This window comes from Marivirga lumbricoides (assembly GCF_014636295.1).
In the GTDB taxonomy this organism is placed as follows: Bacteria; Bacteroidota; Bacteroidia; order Cytophagales; family Cyclobacteriaceae; genus Marivirga; species Marivirga lumbricoides.
The window spans coordinates 472,599-497,224 of record NZ_BMEC01000001.1 but is presented as its reverse complement, the minus strand read 5'-3'; the positions used below and the strand labels follow the sequence as shown (position 1 = coordinate 497,224).

The following is a 24,626-nucleotide window of genomic DNA, read 5'->3' as shown; positions in this document are numbered from 1 at the left end:
TAGTTTTATTTATTCAGTTGTAAAATTATTCCTTCAGAATGACTTTTAAACTCAGGAGCATACATGCTTTCTATAGTGGTGACACCGTTTAAAAATAGCCCTGCATTGTTTACCAAAAGATCGTACTCAAATACATAAACTCCTTTTGGCAATTCTTCAAAGAAAAAGTTAGTGCTGGCATCTTTCGTAGATTGGTAATAACCCAATCCATCCTGCCATTTATAGGCTGAAATAACATCCACAGGTTCCAGTCCTGCTGCACGCTGATCTTTCATATGAAGAAATTCCATATTTCTGTCGGATTTTAGTACTATCCTGATTCTTACTTTATCTCCTAATTTAAGTTGAACTGAATCAGTGACTTCAGATAAAATTTCTCCTTTGTCATTTCGGCTCACCTTAAATACTTTTTTAGTCAGTTTTAAGGGCCCTTCGGTATTGGCATCAATTTTATCAAGCTCCTCAAAGTATTGCCAGTATACCGCTCCATAAGCCAGTCCTTCATTCTTTTTAGTCACAGAAATGTTACTCATTGCTTGCTCAATCTCTGTTGGTTTCCAGCTCTTTTTAATGTAACCGGCACCTTTTTCCTTAATAGCAACATCTATTGTTTTGCTACCTAAGCTTACTTGCACCTCATCCATTTCTGATAATTGCTCCTGATTATTTTGCAGCAGCGCATAAATTGCCTGCGTGGTAGCTTTTGTTGTTGACCATTGGTTACTCCGCTTATTTTGCATAAGCCAAATTTGTAAATTCTGAATGATATTTTTTAACTCATCTTTATGTATTGAGGAATCTGATTGACCTACTTCCTCAAATAGCCTAATCATTAAAGCCTGGGTTTCAATGGGAGATTGAGTCCAGTAATAACTATTTTTATTTTCCTTCCAGTACATTCCCATCTCTTCAGAAGTAATGCTATTTTCATTCAAAGAAGCTAAAATTTTATAAGATAGATTTTTGTCGCCCATTCTAAAATGTGATAGCGCAATCATGCCACGAAGCTTTAAGTCGAATGCTTTCCGGTATTCTTTAGATTGATTGATATAATAGTCATAAGCCTTCTGCGAGGAGGTTGGGATTTCTTCATCAAAGAAACTGCGGGCATAAATTGCCTGAACCTGGTAATTACCAATATGCTGATCAGAAAGGTTTATGTTGTCATACACTTTTTTGTTTTCTAGAAGTAGTTCATAATCTTTCCGTATACCTGCATCCAGGTATTGGATTCCTTTTTGAATTATATTCCTGATTTTTGAGTCTGCATCAGAAGAAGTTATCTTTTGTAATTGTCCTAAGCCTGTTAAGATATATTGTGTGATGTATCTGTTGGCTATTCCATTTCCACTAAACCAGGGGAAACCACCGTTGGAAAGTTGCATTTGAGCCAACTTATCTATGGCACTTGTTAATTGACGATCCATCTTATCAAGATCAAATAGCATTGCTATTCTTTTTTGTTGTTCAGCTTCATTTTGCGCATCCCTAAGCCATGGCGTTTCCTGAATAAGAATACTTTTTAACTCTGCATTTTCTTCCAGGGGACTTTTAAAGTTGCCCTCCTCCTTCCATTGATCAAAAACAGATTGTATAACAGGGTTTTCAGCCAGGATTTGGCTTCCCAATTTATTGGCAAAATACCTTGAAAATATTTGTTCTGAACATTCATAAGGGTACTCCATTAAATAGGGTAAGGATTTGATCGCATTCCAGATAGGATTGGTGGTGAGTTCGAAAGTAAGCTGATGATGGCTCAGTGTGCCGGATTTATTTTCCCGTAGCTTTTTAAAAGTAAACCTATGCTCGCCTGAATCTCTGATAGTGAAAGGCAGACTTTCCGTCACCAGTTCTTTGTTAGGTAATATTGGGATGATGTTCTGCTCGCCATCGCTATAATTTCCCGTAGTGGCTACTATCTTGTACTGCAACGCATCAAATTGCTCAGGCACCTTTATTTCCCAATTCACTTCTGTAGTATTTTTTGCAGCTATGCTAAAATTTTGCTGTCCTGCAGCATTCTCAAAAGCTGTATTTAAAGATTTACCTGTGATAGCATCTTCTAAAATCAATGCTATTTTACCGCTTAGGGGCTCTGCGCTTAAATTGGTGATTTTAGTAGAAAGAGACAGAATATCTCCTTTTCTCAAAAATCGAGGTGCGTTAGGGCTTACCATTAACTCTTTCTGTGTAACAGCCTGTAAACTTTTGTAGCCTACAGATAATGATCTATTGTGCGCCAGTAATTGCAATTTCCATCGCGTGAGAGACTCCGGAGCAGTAAAATGGAATGATACTTCCCCCTTCTTGTTGGTGGTTAATTGTGGGTAGAAGAAGGCGGTCTCTTTAAAATCTTTTCTTGATTGAACTTCTAACAACATTTTATCCATTTGTGCCTGGCCTTTTTTGGTAGTAATAATAACAGCGCCATTGGCAGCTCTTGCACCATAGATGGAGGTAGCAGCTTCACCTTTTAGCACCTCCATGGAGATGATATCTTCTTCTGATAAATCCATCTCAGTTACGGGAACTCCATCCACAATGTACAGTGGAGGATTTTCGCTACCGATGGAGCTGGTGCCCCGGATTTTTAAATCTACCATTTCTACATCATCAGTATTATTGGCGGAAAACGCTTGCTGTTCAGTTGGAGCAACCATATCTAACATTATTTCTTCTTCTACTACGGTGACAGCACTACTCAAACTTCGTTTTTCTCTTTGTACGCCATAACCTACCACCACTACTTCAGAAAGTGACTGAATATCGGCAGCCATTTTAACATTGATCACATTCTTATTTTCAATAGTTATAGTGACATTCTGTAAACCGATGAAGGTAATGATTATAGAATCACCTGTATTCGCCTGAATACTGTATTTTCCCTGTTCATTTGTAAGGGTTCCTTTGTCAGTGCCTTTTACATAGATATTTGCACCAGCCAGAGGTGCTCCCTTGCTATCTGTGATTTTTCCTGCTATATATCCCTTTTTAACTGAGTTGCTACTGGTTTGTGTAATGGTAGGTGTTTGCGTAGTGAAAAAAACCGATCGGAGTTTATTGAGATATTGTCTTTGAGCATAAGAGTTGCGGAACAAGCTAAAACCGAACCAGTTAAAGGAATTATAATTATTGGTGGGAGCTATGTAATAATTGTTTCTGTAAAAATTAGACTGAAAATAACTCCTGCCAAAACCTGATGGATTTGAATACCTGTAACTGTAATACACAGGTGTTTGTAAAGGGTTAAATCTCCATTGATGAGGCTTAAACTGGTCCAGCGAGGCATCATACATGGAAGCCAAAAGCTCAGCTTCTTTTTCAGCCTTTTTTTTCCCTGATACACGAAAGCTCCATGTCTCCTCTGCTCCGGGCAAAAGTTTGTCTCTAAAGGTAGAAGTGCTAATTTTTAGTGGCTTTATTTCCTTTTTTACCGGAATAATCATTTTACCACTCTCATATCTGTTAAAATTGGCATAACTGTATAAAATGGCAAAACCTCCATGCTCATTATTTCCTGCGGGAATTTCAATAGTTTTGATCTCATCAGAAAGATGAATAATCCGGCTCTCCACTATTTCATGATCCCTTTCAATATCAAGGGTAATGCTTAGCTTAGGGGAGGAGCTTCCTATTGTTAATTGTATTTTATCTCCTTCCGAGTAATCGGATTTATCTTTTTCAATTGAAAATAATTGAGGTTCCGGCAGCTTTTTTGATTTTGGATCGAAAACTTCAAAATAGGTTTTTGCTTCTATTTTATTTCCCAGGGAATCAGTTGTCTCCAATTGTGCCACATATTTACCTAAAGGCCATGATTGTGAGGGGGACAATGATATTTCTTTAGCATCTTCTGTATTAAATTGCTTGACTGCTAGCATTTCACCTAAAGTCCACTGCTGATCGTCTGACTCAGTTTGGTGGCTTTCATGAGGGAAATATTCTTTGTATTCCTTATCACTTAAAACAGGTAAATCGGGTATTTGCCAATATCGCTCGATTGTTAGTTTCTCAGGTCCTTGTAGTTTATAAACTTTTACCTCTCCTTTAGCATCTGCTTCCTGACCGTTTAAATTTTTAATGATGACTTCGAATTTAAAATTCTGATCATTTCTGTTAATTCTTTTAGGAAGGTTAATAGTCGCTTCAAGTCTATGGTAAGCTAATTTTATTTCAGTTGTAGCGATTCTTGTTTCACCATTTATATCTGTAACATTGGCTGTTACTTCATAAATAAAAACCGGCTGTGCACTTACTTCGGAGTCAGTATCCGGTATTGCCTTAAAATCAATCTGAAAATTCCCTTCTGAATCTGTTTCAGTTTCTCCGGAAGTTATTTCCTGCTCTTCTTCACCAAAATAAGGTCTTGAATATTCGCCATAATACCATGGTTTAAATTCTGTTTTTCTGGTGACAGCATAGGTTACTTTCGCATTATTTAATGTAGCTCCGCTAAAAGCAGTAGCAGTCCCTGAAGTTGTAATACTATCATTTAAACTGTACGAGGCCGTAATAGGGGCAAAATTGACTTCAAAAGTTGGCCTTTTATATTCTTCTACTGAAATAGTTGTGCTGCTGTATTCAAATTCATCTAGCTCATAATCATAGAACTCGCTTTCTTCTTCATTATCTTCCTCAGCTACTAATGAATATTCACCGGTTAAGCCAGTTTCCGGGAGTTTAAAACTTCCTGTAGCGGAGCCAAACTCATTCGTTTTTAAGCGTAGATGAGCAACTTCCTCACCATTTACATTTTCTAAAATTACTGTGATATATTGACCGGCAACAGGTTCTGTTTTATCATTTTTTTCAGACATCAAAATTGCTTTAAAGAAAACCTCCTGTCCTGGCCTGTATATGCTCCTATCGGTCAGCAACTTTACTCTTGCAGTTACTTCGGCCTCGTTTCTATTGTAGTCATTATAGGTTCCGATATAGGAATTGGTTAAAAGTAAACTGTCATTTTCATGAACAGCCAAAACATCTAATCTGGTATAGGCTTTTGGATAAGGAAAGGTGGCAAAGCCCTTAGCATCTGTGTTTAATTGCGTAAGAGGCTGCTCTTCTCTACTTTTATACAGAACAAGTGTGCTATTGGCAAACGGGGTACCAGTGTTCCTGTTAATCAATTGAAATCGTTTTTCGTTTTTTAGTTCAGTACTGATTATTGCCAGATTACTGACTTGTAAATTATTACAGGCAAAAATTTCCTTGTCCGATGTGTCAAAAGCATTGGCTAATAAGATGTAGTTGCCCGAAGGAAGAGGAGGTAAAAGTACCTCTGTTGAATGCTCAATATAATCTTTCGGATTTGTAAGCACCTGAGTAAAGCTTTTCAATACTGGATGGGTTGCTAAAAAATGAGCCTTAGCAGAATCAGAATGTGATAATTGGTAAATATTGATAAACTCTTGCTTTACCTTAAAAAGGCTAAACTCTATGCTGTCGATATTTTTATATTCTACCAGCAATTTAGAGTGCTGATTGATGGAAAGCACTTCCTCGCTTATAATCCTTAGGTCCGGGCTTAAAATCTCCTCCTTCAATTTCTGGCAATATTCAGCACCTTTGCTTTTAGGAAATGCATCAATAGCCTTGTTGCATAAAGAGAGTGCCTGGCTTTTTTGTTGCTGAGAAAAATAATGGCTGGCAAGCTCAAAAATCAACAGCGTTGCCGCTTCATTCTCATTGTACTTTAAGAGTAACTGGTTTAAAACTTTTTCATAAAGCACATTAACACCAGTGATGTAGCTATTATTTTTGAGGTATTGCAAATAATCAATCTGTAGTACTATGGTTGCTGCTATATTTTCTTTTGCTGTATGCAAGGAAAGAAGTTCCTGGTATAAATGCAGTGAGGCTATTTTTGGGTCAAAATACTCAGTTTGAGGAATTTTAACTTGTAATGGTGCTATAAAATAGTTTGAATCAATCACTTCACTTGATTGTGCCGGACGATCCATACTAAGGGCTTCTTGTGCATAAAAATCGAGTGCGTTATGGGCCAATAAATCATAAATTGTAGGTCTGTAGTTACTGGAATCCTCTTTAACATCCAGTAAGACATAATAATCATTGATGGGAATATTTTGGAGTTTGTTTTTAGGTTGTAACGATTGTTGAAAAAGTAATTTTACTTCACTTAAAATTGTTTCAGTATCCCATGTGCGAAAATCAACAGAGTCAATTTTATCTTCCGTTTTTGTTCTTTTTCTAATCTGCCATCTATTTTGATTGTAATAATCGAGGTACAATTCTGCCAGAAGACTTTTTAATATATTTTTCTCAGGGGAAGTAACTGTCTGAATTTCTTTTTTAAAATTATTGATGATTTTGAGTTGTGCCTCTTCCTCTAGTATGAGTGAAAATTTTGATTGATAGATAAGGGCTTTAATTCGATGCTTAGGTTTTTTTCTTTTGATGGACTCTTTATAAATGGAGTCAACTAATCCGGCAGCAGACTTGGGTAAATCATCCATTTCGTATTGATAAACCTGTAGCCAGGCTTTTGCAAAAAAGTTATCCTTTTTCTGTGCGTTGGTAATAATAGGAATCAGGATGAATAACAGGAAGGTGTATTTTTTCATTAGTAATTTTTTGACATGTAAAATCTACTTAATCGATGGCAGGTTAAGCTTATGTGTTGTCTGGAGTAAAAGTGAAAATCCTATTCTTCTTTTGTTTTCTTTTCAGACTTGCTCTTTTCTTCTTGTTCAGCTACCAGTATTTTCAAACGCTCAATTTCTTTAGAGATTTCCTCGTCCTCGGGCTTTATTTTGAGAGCAGTTTCATAAAATTGTAAGGCCATTGGGTAATTACCTGCTTTATCCAGTGCTTTAGCAAAACTTTTATTAACGTAAGGATTATATTGATAAAAGGAAACATTGAAATTGTATACCAATAGTGCTTCCTGTAATCTATCTGACTCCAGGAGTACTTTGCCCAAAGTATTTAGCTCGTTGTATTTTGAGACTTTTCCATATGCTGCGTAGAAATGTTTATTGCCATCTTTATAAATTGAATCAAGAGGCATTTCTTCAAATAAGTTTAACAAGTAATTAGCAGCTCTGTAGCTGGGTGCAGGAGGATAACCTAAGGCAATTTGTGCCAGGTCCGTTACTAAATCAGTATTAGGAAATTCCACAATTCTGCCCACCTCTTTACCATTTTCTTTAAAAATAAAAGTAGGTACTCTATGGATTTTTAAACCTCTTTCTTCACCATTAGGTCCTTGTTTATACAGAGAGTCACTATCATGAAGTGCTGTAAAATGAAGCTGCTCACGCTTTAAGCCCAGTTTGTCCCACATGTGCACAAACTTAGGAACATAATTTTTGGTATCACCACACCAGGTAGCCATATAAATATCTACCTGCTTATCCTTCAAATTTTTTACCCACTTATAATCTGTTTTTTCCATATTAAAAGCATCATAGCTTTCATTAAACCATCCTGCATAGGTGGTATCCTGCTTTAGGTACTCAATAGGGAAAGGGCCCCATATGTGCTTGTCTCCAGATTCACTTTCATAGAATTGAATGCTTTGAGCTGTAATTTGAGTTGAGAAAGCAAAAAAGGCAAGTAAGAGGATAGTATATTTTGTCATGGTACTTGTTTTAAGGATAATAATTTTTCAAACTAAAGTAGAAATTTTTTCATTTAAATAAGAAGGTTTAGCTATTCATTGTTAGTTTAAATCCATCTTTTTAACTATTTTAAAGAGTATAACTTCTAAATTTTAATAATTTAATAGGGCATTCCAGTGTAAACTAAACCTAACTCTTACGTTGGAAGGTTTTTAGAGTGTCCACGAAGTGACTCTATCCTATTTTAAGAATTAATTGATGAATAAATGAATAAGCAATTTTATATTTTTTTAATATTTCTGACTTTTTGCTACAGTTATGTAATTAACGCGCAAGATACTGACATACAAGAGATTGAAATACCGGTTGAACTTCAAAATGTTTTAACTGACTATGAAATGCACTGGCGTGCTTTTAATGCAGAAGCCCTGGCAGAGCTTTTCACAGAAGATGGCTTTATTCTAAGACCAGGCAGAGAAGCTGTGCGAGGTAAAGATAAAATAGCGAGTGCTTATAAAGGTTCCGGAGGACCACTCTATTTATCCGCTTACGCTTATGAGAAATCAGAAAACATTGCTTTTATTGTTGGAGGATACAGAGCAACAGAAGAGGGGACAGATGGGGGGAAGTTTACGCTAACACTTAAAAAAGTGGATGGCGTGTGGAAAATATTTTCTGACATGGATAACGGAAACAGTAGGTGAAGTAATTACTTACCTTTAGATTGTCTCATGTTATTTTCATATCTAAATAGAAGATATTCCCGTTAAACGCAGAGAGTTTTACAGTAAAATGGTCAATTTGGAATCAGTCAATCAAATTTTAAATGAATTAATAGCTGAAGCACCTCTCAGAGAGGAGATTTTGAGCTTGGGCAGATTACGAAAAGTAAAAGCAGGACAGACTGTTATTTCACCTAATCAGTCAGCGGGTGAAATGCCTTTAGTTATTAAAGGGTTACTTCGTGTAATGCGTCATGATGAAAAAGGTAATGAAGTGTTTTTGTATTACCTGGAGGGAGGACACACTTGTGCTATGTCAATAACCTGCTGTTTGGAAGGAAAGAAGAGTACTTTTCATGTAGTGGCGGAAGAAGATACTGAAATGTGGATGATGCCTACTGCTTACCTGGATAGCTGGATTCAGAAATACCCTTCTTTCAGGAAATTTGTATTCCAATCCTATCAAATGCGCTTTGATGAACTGCTACAAACAGTGGACAGCCTGGTTTTTATGAACCTCGATGAGCGGTTGTATAATTATTTGCTGGATAAGAAACAGGCAACAGGTTCTTTTGAAATTAATAAAACGCATCAACAAATTGCAGATGAGTTGAATACCTCGAGAGTAGTGGTTTCAAGAGTTTTGAAGAAATTGGAGAAAGAAGAGAAAATAGAACAGCACAGAAATAAAATTGAGATATTATAATTTAAAACATCCGGATTCTAATTGAAAACGTAAAGCATTAGAATAATATAAATATTGAAAAAGTATAATACATATAGTTTTTAAAGTAATTTGTATTGATGAAATTAAATAAGGCTTTTACATCCCATTGGTTAAGAACCATTATAAGCGATGAGATAAAAATGAATGAGGAGTATGAATGATAAAAAGCCTGGGAAGTATGTCATTTCAAGAGGATTAGATCAGTTTTTTATTGGCGTAAGTGATGCCTACCGATTCACAACCCGTTTTTTTAAGGAATTATTTAAACCCCCATTCTATTTTAGAGAAACTGTTAACCAATGTTTTGAAATTGGACTAAAAGCCCTTCCCTTGATCTCGGTTACCGGTTTTATTATAGGGCTGGTTTTTACTAAACAATCCCGCCCTTCGCTGGAAGATTTTGGAGCAACGTCCTGGCTACCTTCCTTAATGGGAATAGCCATATTACGTGCACTGGGGCCACTGGTAACGTCTTTGATTTCTGCGGGAAAAGTAGGTTCCAGCATTGGTGCAGAATTAGGGTCTATGAAAGTGACAGAGCAAATCGATGCCATGGAAGTTTCGGCCATTAATCCTTTCAAATATTTAGTAGTGACAAGAGTATTAGCTTCTTTAGTCACCATTCCTTTGCTTACTTTTTATTGTATAGTAGTTGGTTTGCTGGGCTCTTATGTAAATGTGAACATGGAGGAAGCAACAGGCTTTATTGCCTATTTTAAAGGGGCTTTTTCTTCTATTGGTTTCTTAGACATAATTACCTCTCTTGTTAAATCACTCTTTTTTGGTTTTACAATAGCTATAGTAGGCTGTTATAAGGGCTACAATGCTACTTCCGGCACCCGTGGTGTGGGAAGGGCGGCCAATCAGGCCGTAGTTTTGTCTATGTTCTTAATTTTCTTAGAAGAAATGCTGATTGTTCAAGTAGTAAACTGGATAAGATACTTTTAATATGACAGAGGATAGAAAACTTGATCAGGATGTTATGAGAGAGCCCGTAATTGAGATTAAGGGGTTGTATAAGTCATTTGGGGATTTAGAGGTACTTAAAGGAGTAGATTTTAATCTTCAAAAAGGTCAAAACATTGCGGTGCTTGGTAAGTCCGGAACGGGTAAATCTGTGCTGATCAAAATTATTGTAGGCTTGCTGAAGCCCGATAGAGGCTCTGTTAATGTACTTGGTAAAGAGGTGAACCAGTTAAATGCTAAAGAGCTGGACGCCCTGCGTTTACGTGTTGGCTTTTCTTTTCAAAACAGTGCCTTATATGATAGTATGAACGTTTTTCAGAACCTGTCATTTCCACTCACCATGAATTTTAAAAAGCTGAGCAAAGCGGAAGTAAAAGATGAAGTAATGGATGCATTGGAAGCTGTAGGTTTAGCAGATAAAGCCAAACAAATGCCTGCAGGACTTTCAGGAGGGCAGCGCAAAAGAATTGGCATAGCCCGTACCCTTATTTTGAAGCCGGAGATTATGTTATATGATGAGCCAACCTCAGGCCTTGACCCCGTAACCTGCACGGAGATTAATGAGCTGATTGTAGAAATGCAGGAACGCTACCATACCAGTGCCATAGTGATTACACATGATTTAACCTGTGCGAAAACAACCTCGCAGAAGGTGGCGATGTTGATAGATGGGAGCTTTACCAAGAGCGAGAATTTTGAAGACCTGTTTGATATAGAGCATCCCCAGATTAAAAGTTTTTACAATTATAATTTTACTAAGTAAGTAATGAATGAATCATCCAATAAACGCGCAGTAGTTGTAGGTATTTTTGTTGTTGTAGGCCTGGCTTTTCTTATCACAGGAATTTTAATGGTTGGAAGTATCACAGGTACTTTCAAGGAGAAAATGCATGTTACTTCCTTCTTTGATGAGGTAAGTGGTCTTCAGAAAGGTCATAATGTATGGTTCTCAGGGGTTAAAGTGGGCACTGTGAAAGATGTTTCTTTACACGGAAATTCCCAGGTAGAAGTGCAAGTCAATATTGAAACCAGGGCACAGGAGTATATTCGTAAAGATGCTAAAATTAAGATCAGCTCTGATGGACTTATCGGAAATAAAATATTGGTCATTTATGGCGGTTCCGCCAGTGCTCCGCAAGTGAGTGAGGGAGATACGCTTATTGTGGAAAAGACTTTTGATTCAGAAGATATGATTGACATGCTTCAGGAAAATAATAAAAATATTTTAGCCATTACGGATGATTTTAAAGTGATTAGTAGCGGACTGGCGGCTGGCGAAGGTAGTTTGGGTAAGCTCCTTAAAGATGATGCACTTTACAACAATATGAATGCTACTGCCATTTCTCTTAGAAATGCTTCCCTTAAAACGGAGAAATTAATCACCTCCCTAAATAATTTTACGGCAAACCTTAACAAGGAGGGTACGCTTATCAATGATTTAATGACGGATACGGTAGTTTTTGAAACTATTAAAGGTACTCTGGCAGAAGTGCAACAAATTGCAGATACTGCTTCTGTATTTATTTCAGAGGTGAAAGCTTTAACCAATAATCCCAATAGTTCGCTGGGCGTTTTGCTTCATGATGAAGAGGCGGGTGCCGACCTCAAGCAACTTATTGAAAACCTGGAGAGTTCATCAGTAAAGCTGGATGAAAATATGGAAGCTTTGCAAAGTAATTTTTTATTCAGGAGGTATTTTAGAAAGAAGGAAAAAAGAGAAGCCAAAGAAAAAGACGAATAAGCAGTAAAGATAGGTTTAGTAGAAAATAGAACTGTAAAGGAACAAGTTTAGAATCCTCTAACTCCTTTACGGCTTAATCTATTCAATGAGAATTCTTTATATTTCCGGAAAAGAGTGCAAATAATCCCGCAACAAATAGTACGCTGAAAAGTATACTCAAAACTATTCTTGTAGCAAAAAGAATTAAACCGACCTTTGCCCGGTTGACCTTGTTCATGTTAGTATCAGAGCTGAAAGCCCACACAAATAGCATGATAAACCCTACTAAGGGAATTCTTAGGTTTCTTATGCGTGATCAATGCAATTCTATTATAGTAAAAATAACATTATATGGAATCTGAAATTAGATTACACAATGGGGCATCATTTGTTGCTGGCTTTCAGATACAGGTAATAGATTCTCATGTAATTGTTCAATGGGCTCTATTTAAACTAAAAGCGGGGAGCTAATATAGTTTTTCTAAAGAGTTTGAAGCAAAAAAAAGCCTGTAACAAAAATGCTACAGGCTTTTACAATAATTTAGGTATTTCTTATTGAACAGGCTCAACAGACACATAAGATCTGTCTTTTCTACCTTTTTTAAAGGTAACTACTCCATTTGTTAAAGCAAATAGAGTGTGGTCTTTGCCTATACCAACATTTTGTCCCGGGTGATGTGCGGTTCCACGCTGACGAACAATAATATTGCCCGCTACTGCTGCCTGACCTCCGTAAATTTTAACACCCAATCTCTTACTTTCCGACTCTCTTCCGTTCTTGGAACTACCGGCTCCTTTTTTGTGTGCCATGGTTTATCTTAGTTTGAAATGTTTTCGATTAATACTTTTGTGAAATCCTGACGATGTCCGTTTCTTTTCTTGTAACCTTTTCTTCGTTTCTTTTTGAAAACAATTACTTTGTTACCTTTAACATGTCCAAGGATTTTCCCTGAAACTTTTGCGCCTTTTATTAAAGGTGCACCTACTTCGACTTTCCCGCCATTGTCTACTAACAATACTTTGTCGAACTCTACGGAAGCGCCATCCTCACCCTCCATTAATGGAGCATAAACGAATTGGTCTTGCGTTACTTTGAACTGCTTTCCGGCTATGTCTACTATTGCGTACATGAAATAATGATTAAATTATTTTATTTAATTCCTCAAAAGGAATGCAAAGATAAGGATTTTATTAAAAGTTGCAAAACTAAATTGTTATTATCATTTTTTAAGTCTGAATCACTTCTTCACATTGTAACAGCGACTTTTTATTTGCTTGCTTTTTCAATATTATGAAGCACTAAAAGCTTTTATATGTTTATTAACCCAATTTTTACCCTCAATATCGCTTGCTTCGCTTGCTTTATTTGCTTGCTATACTTTAATTTGCAATAACAAATGAATAATTAAGCGCATATCTATGAAAGTTAATATTCCTGAAAAGTACACTGATCTGTACGTGAAAGCTTTGAAAGAGAAAAAGCAAATGTTACAACTTAAAATTAATCAATTTAAGGCTGAGATCAATGAGATAGACGTGCACCTTGATTCTTTACTAAACCTGCCGTTGTTTCATGAAAATGAAGAACAGAATTTAATGCATCAGAAAACCAATGCGTATCATGATCAATGGCCCTGGACCCGAAAAATCGCTTATTTTATTGATTTTAAGAAGAAATTAATAAAAACAATGGAGGTGGTTGAGTTTATTATGGAGAAAGAGCCTGAACTGAATAAAGCAAAAGTAAGGAGCTCAGTATCAGCGGCCTTATCTAATAAAATGAAAAAAGGAGTGTATAGAAAGTTTGAAGATCCGGTTACCAACACTACTTATTATGGCCCAGCTACTTACTTTCTTAATTTGCACGAACCGCATATAGAATATATGCCGCAAGATTTAAAAGAACGACTTTTATATAATAAATAGGTATGTAATATTTATTCATTCTGCCTAATTTTAATTAGAATGAATTGCTTGTGCTTGTGGAAAACTTTTTGATTTTTTTTCTATCTGTCCATAGCCCCTGAATAAGCATAAGTACAATTGAAATAAGTGTAATTAACTTACTGGTTGTTAATTAATTATGGACTTATCCACAGGCTTGTGTCTGTAACTTTCCCGCCTTTGATTTATCGGCTTCATTGTCAATATTTGTAAACACAAAAGAGAGAATAGGGGGTTATTTTTTGGTTTTGTAGCTAGTAATTTTTGTATCTGCTTTATACAGAAATGTTTATCATTTAATTACTCCTTATTTCGAGAATAATATTTTAACAAATAAAAAATAATAGAGATGAGTGATGTAGTAGAACATTTGGATGAACCTATTTTGCAGGAAAACAAAGATCGCTTTGTGTTATTTCCTATCCAACATGCAGACATTTGGGAATATTACAAAAAAGCTGAAGCTAGCTTCTGGACAGCAGAGGAAATTGATTTAAGTCAGGATTTAAAAGATTGGGAAAACCTAACTGACAATGAAAGACACTTTATAAAGCATGTGTTGGCTTTCTTTGCAGCAAGTGATGGAATTGTCAATGAAAACCTTGCTGAAAACTTTGTTGCTGAAGTACAATACACTGAAGCTAAATTTTTCTACGGTTTTCAGATAGCCATGGAAAATGTGCACTCTGAAACTTACTCTCTTTTAATAGATACCTACGTAAAGGAGCCTAAAGAAAAAAATATGCTCTTCCACGCCATAGATACTATGGACTGTGTGAAGAAAAAAGCTGATTGGGCTTTACGTTGGATTGACGAAGGATCATATGCAGAAAGATTAATTGCTTTTGCAGCTGTTGAAGGTATCTTCTTCTCAGGAAGTTTCTGTTCTATTTTCTGGTTAAAGAAAAGAGGCTTAATGCCAGGCCTCACATTCTCTAATGAGCTTATCTCACGAGATGAGGGATTGCATTGCGACTTTGCCTGCCTTCTATATAACAGCCATTTGAAAAACAAACTTCCGCAGCAAACCATTACTGATATAATTGCTGACGCAGTAAGAATTGAGCAGGAATTTGTTACAGACTCTCTTCCTGTAAACCTAATTGGCATGAATGCTGACCTAATGCGTCAGTATATTGAGTTTGTGGCTGACAGGCTTTTATCTGAATTAGGATGTCCTAAAATATACAATGCCACTAATCCATTTGATTTTATGGAAATGATATCACTTCAAGGAAAAACCAACTTCTTTGAGAAAAGAGTTGGAGATTACCAAAAAGCAGGAGTGATGAAAAAAGAAGATGATAACCAGGCAAGGTTTTCATTAGATGAGGATTTTTAAAGATCCTCAGAGGTTATACTTCTCGTTTAACAGAGAATAATACATTAAAGAATTATAAAGAACCTAATAATCATACAGTAAAAATGTTAGTAATAAAAAGAGACGGAAGAAGGGAATCCGTTAAATTTGATAAAATCACCGCCAGAATTGAAAAACTATGCTACGGCCTTGATTTAAACTATATTCAGCCAATCGATGTGGCCCGTAAAGTGATTAATGGTATTTATGATGGTGTAAGCACTCAGGAACTGGATAATCTTGCAGCAGAAACTTCTGCTTCAATGACAGTTAAACATCCTGATTATGCGAAATTGGCAGCCAGAATTGCTATCTCCAACCTTCATAAAAATACAAGCAAGTCTTTTTCAAGTACTATGAAAAGGCTTTACACCTATGTAGATGAAAAGACAGGCCAAAATGCTCCTTTGCTTTCCAAGGAAACTTATGGAGTAGTAAAAAAGCATGCTGCGCAGCTTGATTCAGCCATCATTTACGATCGTGACTTCGGTTATGATTATTTCGGTTTTAAAACGCTGGAAAGATCTTACCTGATGAAGGTGGATGGTAAAATAGTGGAGCGTCCTCAGCATATGTTAATGCGTGTTGCAATCGGTATTCATGGTGAGGATATTGATTCTGCTGTTAAAACTTATAATTTAATGTCGGAGAAATGGTTTACCCATGCTACTCCTACCTTATTTAATGCGGGAACCCCTAAACCGCAATTATCATCTTGTTTCCTACTAACTATTCAGGATGATAGTATAGACGGAATTTACGATACATTAAAGCAAACTGCTAAGATTTCTCAATCTGCAGGAGGTATTGGATTAAGCATTCACAATGTACGGGCAACAGGTTCTTATATTAAAGGTACAGGTGGTGTTTCCAATGGTATTGTTCCTATGCTAAGAAACTTTGATATGACTGCCCGCTATGTAGATCAGGGTGGTGGAAAAAGAAAAGGAAGTTTTGCCATCTACCTTGAGCCATGGCATGCCGACATCTTCGCTTTCCTTGATTTGAAGAAAAACCATGGAAAAGAAGAAATGCGTGCAAGAGATTTATTCTATGCATTGTGGATTTCTGATTTGTTCATGAAAAGAGTAGAGTCTGATGGAGAATGGACTTTGTTCTGCCCGAATGAAGCACCAGGATTGGCGGATTGCCACGGTGAAGAATTTGAAAAGCTTTACGAAAAGTATGAACGTGAAGGAAGAGGCAGAAAAACTGTAAAAGCTCAGGATTTATGGTTCGAGATTTTGGAATCTCAAATTGAGACGGGCACGCCTTACATGTTGTATAAGGATTCAGCCAATAAAAAATCAAATCAGAAAAACTTAGGTACCATCAAGTCATCTAACTTGTGTACCGAGATAATGGAATATACATCTAAGGATGAAGTAGCTGTTTGTAACCTGGCTTCTATCGCTTTACCAATGTTTGTAACGCAGGATGAAAAAGGTAACAGTACTTTTGATCATGATAAACTGTACGACATTACTTATACTGCTACAAAAAACCTTAATAAAGTAATTGATGTAAATTATTACCCTGTTAAGGAGGCTGAAAACAGCAATGTGCGTCACAGACCAATTGGTTTGGGTGTGCAAGGTTTGGCAGATGCCTTTATTTTAATGCGTTTCCCTTTTGATTCTGAAGAAGCAAGAGCCTTAAATAAAGACATCTTTGAGACCATCTATTTTGCGGCAATGACGGCCTCTAAAGATTTAGCTGCTGTGGATGGTCCGTACCAGTCGTATAAAGGATCACCGGTTTCTAAAGGTATTTTCCAATTTGATATGTGGGGTGTTGAGCCAAGCAATCGTTGGGATTGGACTGCATTGAAGCAGGAAGTGAAAAAGCATGGCGTACGTAATTCACTATTAGTAGCACCTATGCCAACAGCTTCTACTTCGCAAATTTTAGGAAATAATGAGTGCTTTGAGCCTTATACTTCTAACATTTACTCAAGAAGAACATTGTCCGGTGAATTTGTGATTGTGAACAAACACTTAATGCATGATTTAATTGAATTAGGCATCTGGAACGACAGCATGAAAAACAAGCTGATTGCAGCCAATGGTTCTGTTCAGGGCATTGATGGCATTCCTGCTCATATTAAGGAGTTGTACAAAACTGTTTGGGAGATTTCTCAGAAAGCGGTGATTGATATGGCAGCTGACAGAGGTGCATATATTTGCCAGTCGCAAAGTATGAACGTGTTCCTACAGGATCCGAACTTTGCTAAATTGACTTCATTGCATTTCTATGCATGGAAAAAAGGCTTGAAAACCGGTATGTATTACCTGAGATCAAAAGCTGCCACAAGTGCTATTCAGTTTACAGTAGATAAATCTCAGTTGGGTGAGCCTAAGCCGGAAACGGAAGTAAGGCCTGAGCCGAGAAATACTACTCCGGCTCCTAAGCCTAACACAAACAGCAATATGGATTCTTCTGCGGATGATGACCTAAAAGCTTTAAAACAGGCACAAATGGCATGTTCGCTGGATGATCCGGATAATTGCGAGATGTGCGGATCTTAAGAGGCTAGATGTTAGATACTAGATTCTAGATATTAGAATCTAGACTGAATGAACTACATAGTTTTGGCCTTTTTCATGAACAAAATGATAAATCAGAAGCTACCTGGGAAACCGGGTAGCTTTTTTATTGGGTTCAATGTCAGACATTCTACAGAGAGAATAATAATAAATGAGAACAAATGAAATTTCATTTCATTGAAAAGATTCCTGATATTTTCCTCGTACCTCGTAAAATTCTGGAATGACGGCAGTTGTTTACTGTGCTGCCTAAAAATTTATTGCAGTCATGCCAATTCAATACCTTACTTCTTTATTTATAAACAAGATTAAAGTAGAACGTCATTCCCTTGCAGAAGGGAATCTTATAATTTAAACCAAAGGGTTAAATATCGCTTGAGTATAAGGCTTTAATAAATAGACGAATATGAAGATAAATTTGATACTTTGTCATCAAGAAAACTAAATTATGGGGTTCACTAATGTCAGACATTAATTCTACAGAGAGAATAATAATGAATGATAACAAATGAAATTTCATTTCATTGAAAAGATTCCTGATATTTTCCTCGTACCTCGTAAAATTCTGGAATGACGGCAGTTGTATACTGTGCTGCTTATAAAATTTATTGCAGTCATGCCAAATCAACATCTTGCTTATTTGTAAACAAAATTACGATTAGAACGTCCCCGCTTTACTTGCGCGGCAGGCGATTCCCTTGCAGAAGGGAATCTTTTGATTTAAACTATATGTTTAAATGCACGCACCAAAATACCCCTTTTTAAGCTTTTTCCTTTTCCTTTTCAAGCAATTGATTAATATTCATTTGTACCTGTTCTTTTAACCCTTCAAGCTGGGTTAAGTCTTGCCCCCATAAGTTGGTATTAGAAAGAATGCCATTTGCATCAAACTTATCCCCATTCCAGGCATTTTTCAAAAGAGCCAGCACTTCTGCAGAATCATTTAATTGTATTTTCTCGCCTTTCCATTCGCCTCTATAAAACACAAATAGAGCAGCAAAAGATTGAAGCAGGCTCTCAGGCCATTTGTTAAATCTATTTCTGTATTCCAGAATAGAAGGAAGTACCCTCACTTTGAATTTTGAAATAGAATTTAAAGTAATACTGATGAGCTCGTGTCTGATGAAAGGGTTATTGAATCTCTCCAGCACATCATTTGCAAATTCTACCAGTTCGCTTTCAGGTAAATCCAGCGTTGGAATAATTTCCTTAAAAATGATTCTTTCCAAAAAACTGTTCATCTTTTGGTCATTGATCACCGCTTCTACAGTTCTTAAGCCTTCCAGGTAAGCTCTGTGTACAATAGAGGTGTGTGCCCCATTAAGAATGCGTACTTTCCGAGTTCTGTAAGGAGTAATATCTTTTACAAATTTCACCTGTAGACCTAACTTTTCTGTCGGGAATTCTTCTTTCACTCTTTCGTCACCTTCAATCACCCACAAATAAAAAGGTTCTGCCTTAACTACCAGTTTATCTTCATATTGAAGCTCTTGCTGTACTTGCAAAATAGATTCCCGGGGGTAGCCCGGCACAATTCTATCTACCAAAGTATTGCAGAAGTAATTGGAATTATCAATCCATTGTGCGAATTCTTCCGGTAGCTGAAAATGCTTTGCGTACTGAAGAATGGCTGCTTTAAGATTAGTGCCATTTTTATCAATTAACTCGCATGGTATTATAATAAGTCCTTTGTCAGCAGCTCCTTTATAGTGCTCAAACCTATGGTAGAGCAAAGCAGTAAGTTTACCAGGGAATCCAGCAGGCAGTTGATCAATAGACTTATCTGAAGATTCAAATACTATTCCTGATTCTGTGGTATTAGAAAATATAAAACGTAAATCGTCATTTTCTGCTAACTTCAGGAATGCTTTATAATCATCATAAGGGTTAATGCCATTTACTATGGAGGTGATAAGTCTTTTTTCATTTACTTTCTTGCCATGGCTAATTCCGTTTAACCAAACATGGTATAAACCATCCTGATCATTTAACATCTTTACCATTCCCTCCTTAATCGGTTGAACTACACAAATTCCACCATTAAAATCAGTTTCTTCGTTCAGCTTGTCTATAATCCAATCTACAAAGGCACGCAAAAAGTTACCTTCGCCAAATTGTAAAACTTTTACGGGTAGCTTTTTTCTATTTTTTACTGTATTATTATTTAATGGGTTCATAATCAATCTTTTATTATTTAATATTCTTTTTTCTTAGTGATGTTTGCCTGATGATCAGCTTCGGTTTCAGAATAGTTTTTTGCACTTTACTATGTCCATTTTCTGAATCATTTAATTGTTTAAAAAACATTTCTGCTGTGGCATGGCCCATATCTAAACTGAGCTGATCTACTGTTGTGAGCGTAGGATCAGTGAAAGAGGTAAAAGGCTCGTTGGCAAAACCGGCAAGTGCTACTTCTTCAGGAATTTTTATATTTTTTTCTTTGAGTATCTGCATAGCTCCCATTGCAGCATAATCACTTGAAGAGAATACGGCATCAACCGAAATTTTTTTATCCAGCAATTTTTGCATGCTAATTCTTCCATCTTCCAGTTGCAGGTTACTTTCTACCACCAGGTCCTCATCGTAAGGAATGCCATGGTTTTCAAGGGCATCTACATAGCCTCTTAGCCGCTCTTTATAAATACTGATTTTTACCGGACTGGTAAAATGGGCTATTCTTTTGCAGCCTTGATCAATAAGATGAGAAACTACTTCATAGGCACCTCTGTAATCATCTATCATCACCTGGTTTACATTAAGCTTCTCAGAAGTTCTATCAAAAAGTATCACAGGAATACCTTTATCAATGGCTTTTTGGAAGTGATCAGTATTGACAGTTTTTTTGCTGATAGAGACTATTATTCCGTCTACCCGGGCGTTTGTTAATGCATTAATTGTTTCCACTTCCTTATCATAATCATCGTATGATTGGCAAATAATTACCTGGTAATTAAGTTTGTTGGAAATCTCCTCAATACCTCTTATTACTGAGGAGAAAAAAGCTCTGTCTGCAGTGGGTACGATTACACCCAATAAATGACTTTTCCCCCTTCTTAATGCAGCGGCAATATTATTGGGTTGGTAATTGAGTTCCTTAGCAGCTTTTAGCACAGCTTTCTTGGTAGCTTTACTAATTCGCGGGTTATCATTAAGTGCACGGGATACCGTTGAAGTGGTAATGTTTAATTTGGTTGCGATGTCAAGTAGGGTAGCTTTTGCTGCCATATTTATATTATTTATGTTGTATGAGCATTCATACATTATGCTCAGGTTTAACAAACAGATCTTTCACAGGGTTAACTATCTTAATCAAAATTAGAGTAAACTCTTTAATAATAAAGCGGCTCTACCTGTGTTATTCATTATATCATATCTATCGCAAGATCTTCTTTGACAGAAGTTATACCGCCACTTAAAATCTTCACTTCAGATATTTGATTTCTGGCCAAAAGACCGATTTCAGTTTTTTGATTATGCGTAATCGTTTGCGCAATATAAAACAAAAAATGCATTAATCAGAATTATGGAAAAATTTTAAATTCCGAATTATCTGTAGATATATATGTCTCATTCCGATAAATTAATAGGTTAATAAGGAGTTTTTTGAAAAATTTATTGGCAACACTTGTGAAATTAACATTTTATTTCTAAAATGCAATCGTTTGCACATGATTAATGATTGTTTATTAAATTTTGTTGCACAAAAAATTGATAATAGGTTGAGTTGATTGAGTTTTTGCTGGTGTTTCCATTGGTTTCTTAACAAGCCAATTACAACAGATAATTTTCAATTGATGAGACTGTGAACTGATAAAACCTAATGTTATGTTTGAAAAATTACTACACAGCAAGAACACTTTGATCTTTGCTGGCATCATTTTGCTGACTTTCATGGTCAACTTAGATGTACAGGCACAATCTAAAGTGGTATCCGGGGTGGTCAAGGACGCTACCGGTGAAACATTACCAGGCGTGACGCTGGTTGAAAAGGGTACCTCCAATGGTACTACTACTAATATTGATGGTGCTTACCAAATTGAAGTAAAACCCGGGGCAACTTTAGTTTTTTCATTTATAGGAATGAGAACAGAAGAAGTTGAAGTAGGAGCCAGGTCAGTGATTGATGTACAAATGATAGATGACATCTCCCAACTAGACGAGGTGGTGGTAGTAGGTTACGGAACTCAAAAAAGATCTGAACTTACCGGTTCTGTGGCTTCAGTGGAAGGAGATGCTTTGAAAAAGGTGCCCGTTTCCAGCGTGGCTGAATCATTAACAGGACGACTAGCCGGTGTGCAAATAACTGGTACTGAAGGCTCACCGGATTCTGAAATCCGGATTCGAGTGAGGGGAGGTGCCTCTTTAACCCAAAGCAGCAATCCTCTTTATATAGTAGATGGTTTTCCTGTTGCAACTATTACAGATATAGCTCCTTCAGATATAGCCAGCATAGATGTATTAAAAGATGCTTCTTCCACAGCTATCTACGGATCGCGTGGCGCAAACGGTGTAATCATCATTACCACAAAAACTGGTAAAACAGGAAAAGTAACTGTTAATTTCAACAGCTTCTATGCAGCCAGTAAAATAGCAAAAACACTGGATGTGCTTGATCCGGGTGATTATGCTCGTTGGCAATATGAGTATGCAATGTTGGATGCGAATAATCCAGAGGAGGATCTTTCTTCTTACGAAGACTATTTTGGTCTATTTCAGGATATTGACCTTTATAATGGAATTGCTGCTAATAACTGGCAAAAGCAAGTATATGGTCGCACAGGTAATATATTTAGTAATGATTTAAGCGTAAGAGGTGGAAGTGATCAGTTTAATTATTCCGCCAACTTTGCCAGGTTCGATCAAAAAGCTATTATGGTTGGATCAGACTTTGTGAGGAACAACATTACGTTAAAATTAAATAATAAACCTAGCGATAGATTAGAACTGAATTTTTCCTTGCGTTACTCCGATACAGAAATTAATGGGGGTGGTGCTAATGAACAAAATGAAGTGTCATCGGCTGATTCACGATTGAAGCATAGCGTAGGATACGCTCCTTTCCCAGTTCCAGGTCTTACAGCTAATTTAACGGAAACCAATGAACAGACTGCCGGAGACCTTGTAAATCCACTAAGATCTGTAAAAGACAATGATAGAAATCAAACTCGTCAGAATTACAATATAGCAGTAGGCCTGGCCTGGAATATATTAGAGAATTTGCAGTTTAAAAGTGATTTTGGGCTTGATAACTATAATTTTACAGATAATCGGTATTATGGTTTAACTACTTATTACATCAATAATATTCCTTCTTTTGAAAACCAAGGCCAGCCGGCTGTTATCTTAAGAGAAAGAAATGAGTCTCGTTATAGAAACACAAATACTCTATCATACAACCTTAAGTTAGGAGATCATAATTTGAATTTCCTGGGGGGGCAGGAAATGCTTTTTACTGAAAGAGGTCAACTTACTTCCGTAATACACGCTTTTCCAAAACTTTTTAGTTCGGAAGAAGCTTTTAAACTAACAAGCCAGGGAGTACCATTTTCTACTGATAGATTCCTTAGTCCGGATGATAAACTTCTTTCTTTCTTTACCAGGATAAATTACGATTATAATGGCAAATATCTTTTGTCGGGGGTTTACAGGGCTGATGCTTCAAGTAGATTTTTAGGAGACAACGTGTGGGGTTACTTTCCCTCCATTTCCGGTGGATGGCAGGTTTCCAAAGAAGATTTTATGGTGGGCACTTCCGGTTGGTTAGATTTCTTAAAAGTAAGAGCCAGTTACGGTGTGGCAGGTAATAATAACATCCCTACAGGGCAAACTGTTCAAACATTTCGCTCCAGCACCACTTCCTGGATCAATAATGTAAACAGCTATTGGGCTCCAAGTGATATTTTAGCTAATCCTGACTTGAAATGGGAAACCACTTATACAAAAAATATAGGGATTGATTTTGGGTTGCTACAGGGAAGGGTGAACGGTACTCTAGAGGCTTATCAAAATATCACAAAAGACCTTTTAATAGAATTTCCATTGGAAGGATCAGGGTATGACGGTCAGTTCCAAAACCTGGGAGAGATAGAAAATAAAGGATTAGAAGCTTCATTGAACTTAATATTGATCGATAAAGAGAAATATGGTTTAAACTTTAATTTCAATATGGCATTTAACCGTAATGAGGTGTTGAGTTTAGGCTTCCGTGAAGATTTTGGTGAAAATACTAACTGGGCCTCCAGCCAAATTGGTAACGATTACTTTGTGAGTGTAGGCAGACCTAATGGCTCTATGTTTGGATACTACAATGATGGCCGTTATGAAGTGGATGATTTCAATTATGATGCTGCTACTCAAACCTATACTTTAAAGGAAGGTATTCCTGATATCAGTTTCTTAGATGTGGTGCCGGGAATGATGAAACTAAAGGATATTGATGGAAGTGGTACTGTTGATGCAGAAGACCAGGGCTTTATTGGAAATGCCAATCCTAAACATACAGGAGGTTTTGTGTTAAACGGTTATGCCTTTGGCTTTGACATGACAGCAGCATTCAGCTACAGTTATGGTAACGATATTTACAATGCCAACAAAATTGAATTTACTACTGCCAATCAAAATAACCAGTACAGGAATTTAATTACCATGCAGGCAGAAGGAACCAGATGGACTAATATAGATTTTGAAACCGGACAATTGGTGACAGATCCTACTGCGTTAGCTGCTTTAAATGCTAATACCACTATGTGGTCACCTTATATGGATCGTTATGTGTTTAGCGATTGGGCTGTGGAAGATGGATCTTTCCTAAGGTTGAATACACTTACAGTGGGTTATACTTTACCTAAGTCAATTACGGATAAGGCAAAAATCCAGAGCCTTAGATTGTATGCAACAGGTTATAATGTTTTCCTGTGGACCAATTACACAGGATTTGACCCTGAAGTTTCCACCAGAAGAAATACGCCTTTAACGCCGGGGGTTGATTACTCCGCTTATCCCAGAAGCAGACAAATCACTGTTGGTTTAAATCTCACTTTCTAAATTACATTACA

The 24,626-nt window shown here is 36.7% G+C and carries 15 protein-coding genes; 9 read left to right on the top strand and 6 right to left on the bottom strand.

Annotated features, from left to right (window positions below):
* Nucleotides 1-5: 5 nt before the first annotated feature.
* On the bottom strand, nt 6-6,587 hold the full coding sequence (locus IEV85_RS02035) for an alpha-2-macroglobulin family protein (protein WP_188460129.1): 6,582 nt from the start codon (nt 6,585-6,587) through the stop codon (nt 6-8).
* 80 nt (nt 6,588-6,667) lie between these two features.
* Entirely contained in the window at nt 6,668-7,606 is a 939-nt protein-coding gene (locus tag IEV85_RS02030; RefSeq protein ID WP_188460128.1) for a thioredoxin family protein, read from the bottom strand.
* Nucleotides 7,607-7,852: 246 nt separating this feature from the next.
* Between IEV85_RS02030 and IEV85_RS02025 the strand changes: the two genes are divergently transcribed.
* The 5 genes from IEV85_RS02025 to IEV85_RS02005 all read left to right on the top strand — a co-directional run bounded on the left by IEV85_RS02025 (nt 7,853) and on the right by IEV85_RS02005 (nt 11,742).
* The gene (locus IEV85_RS02025; protein WP_229712470.1) at nt 7,853-8,290 is read left to right on the top strand and encodes a YybH family protein; all 438 of its coding nucleotides are present in this window, start codon (nt 7,853-7,855) and stop codon (nt 8,288-8,290) included.
* An 88-nt stretch (nt 8,291-8,378) separates the two neighbouring features.
* On the top strand, nt 8,379-9,014 hold the full coding sequence (locus IEV85_RS02020) for a Crp/Fnr family transcriptional regulator (protein ID WP_188460127.1): 636 nt from the start codon (nt 8,379-8,381) through the stop codon (nt 9,012-9,014).
* Nucleotides 9,015-9,188: 174 nt separating this feature from the next.
* Nucleotides 9,189-9,983, top strand: a complete 795-nt coding sequence (locus IEV85_RS02015) for an MlaE family ABC transporter permease (RefSeq protein ID WP_188460126.1) — start codon at nt 9,189-9,191, stop codon at nt 9,981-9,983.
* A 1-nt stretch (nt 9,984) separates the two neighbouring features.
* Entirely contained in the window at nt 9,985-10,764 is a 780-nt protein-coding gene (locus tag IEV85_RS02010; protein ID WP_229712468.1) for an ABC transporter ATP-binding protein, read from the top strand.
* Between the two features lie 3 nt (nt 10,765-10,767).
* Nucleotides 10,768-11,742: an MlaD family protein gene (locus IEV85_RS02005; RefSeq protein ID WP_188460125.1), complete on the top strand. Its 975-nt coding sequence runs from the start codon at nt 10,768-10,770 to the stop codon at nt 11,740-11,742.
* A 531-nt stretch (nt 11,743-12,273) separates the two neighbouring features.
* Here IEV85_RS02005 and rpmA read toward each other — a convergent pair.
* Nucleotides 12,274-12,531: a 50S ribosomal protein L27 gene (gene rpmA, locus IEV85_RS02000; protein ID WP_188460124.1), complete on the bottom strand. Its 258-nt coding sequence runs from the start codon at nt 12,529-12,531 to the stop codon at nt 12,274-12,276.
* 8 nt (nt 12,532-12,539) lie between these two features.
* On the bottom strand, nt 12,540-12,851 hold the full coding sequence (rplU, locus tag IEV85_RS01995) for a 50S ribosomal protein L21 (protein WP_188460123.1): 312 nt from the start codon (nt 12,849-12,851) through the stop codon (nt 12,540-12,542).
* Nucleotides 12,852-13,140: 289 nt separating this feature from the next.
* Here rplU and IEV85_RS01990 point away from each other — a divergent pair, with 289 nt between their 5' ends.
* The 3 genes from IEV85_RS01990 to IEV85_RS01980 all read left to right on the top strand — a co-directional run bounded on the left by IEV85_RS01990 (nt 13,141) and on the right by IEV85_RS01980 (nt 17,553).
* Nucleotides 13,141-13,647 (top strand): hypothetical protein, encoded by a 507-nt coding sequence (locus tag IEV85_RS01990; protein WP_188460122.1) that lies wholly within the window; start codon nt 13,141-13,143, stop codon nt 13,645-13,647.
* A gap of 367 nt (nt 13,648-14,014) precedes the next feature.
* Entirely contained in the window at nt 14,015-15,007 is a 993-nt protein-coding gene (locus IEV85_RS01985; protein WP_188460121.1) for a ribonucleoside-diphosphate reductase small subunit, read from the top strand.
* A gap of 83 nt (nt 15,008-15,090) precedes the next feature.
* Nucleotides 15,091-17,553: a ribonucleoside-diphosphate reductase subunit alpha gene (locus IEV85_RS01980; protein WP_188460120.1), complete on the top strand. Its 2,463-nt coding sequence runs from the start codon at nt 15,091-15,093 to the stop codon at nt 17,551-17,553.
* A gap of 779 nt (nt 17,554-18,332) precedes the next feature.
* Here IEV85_RS01980 and IEV85_RS01975 read toward each other — a convergent pair.
* Both IEV85_RS01975 and IEV85_RS01970 read right to left on the bottom strand, forming a co-directional pair.
* On the bottom strand, nt 18,333-19,748 hold the full coding sequence (locus IEV85_RS01975; protein WP_188460119.1) for a tagaturonate reductase: 1,416 nt from the start codon (nt 19,746-19,748) through the stop codon (nt 18,333-18,335).
* A gap of 13 nt (nt 19,749-19,761) precedes the next feature.
* Complete coding sequence (locus IEV85_RS01970) at nt 19,762-20,796, bottom strand: LacI family DNA-binding transcriptional regulator (RefSeq protein WP_188460118.1); 1,035 nt, start codon at nt 20,794-20,796, stop codon at nt 19,762-19,764.
* Nucleotides 20,797-21,396: 600 nt separating this feature from the next.
* Here IEV85_RS01970 and IEV85_RS01965 point away from each other — a divergent pair.
* Nucleotides 21,397-24,615 carry a SusC/RagA family TonB-linked outer membrane protein gene (locus IEV85_RS01965; RefSeq protein ID WP_188460117.1) on the top strand — a complete coding sequence of 1,073 codons (3,219 nt, stop codon included), beginning with the start codon at nt 21,397-21,399 and terminating at the stop codon, nt 24,613-24,615.
* Nucleotides 24,616-24,626: the final 11 nt, after the last annotated feature.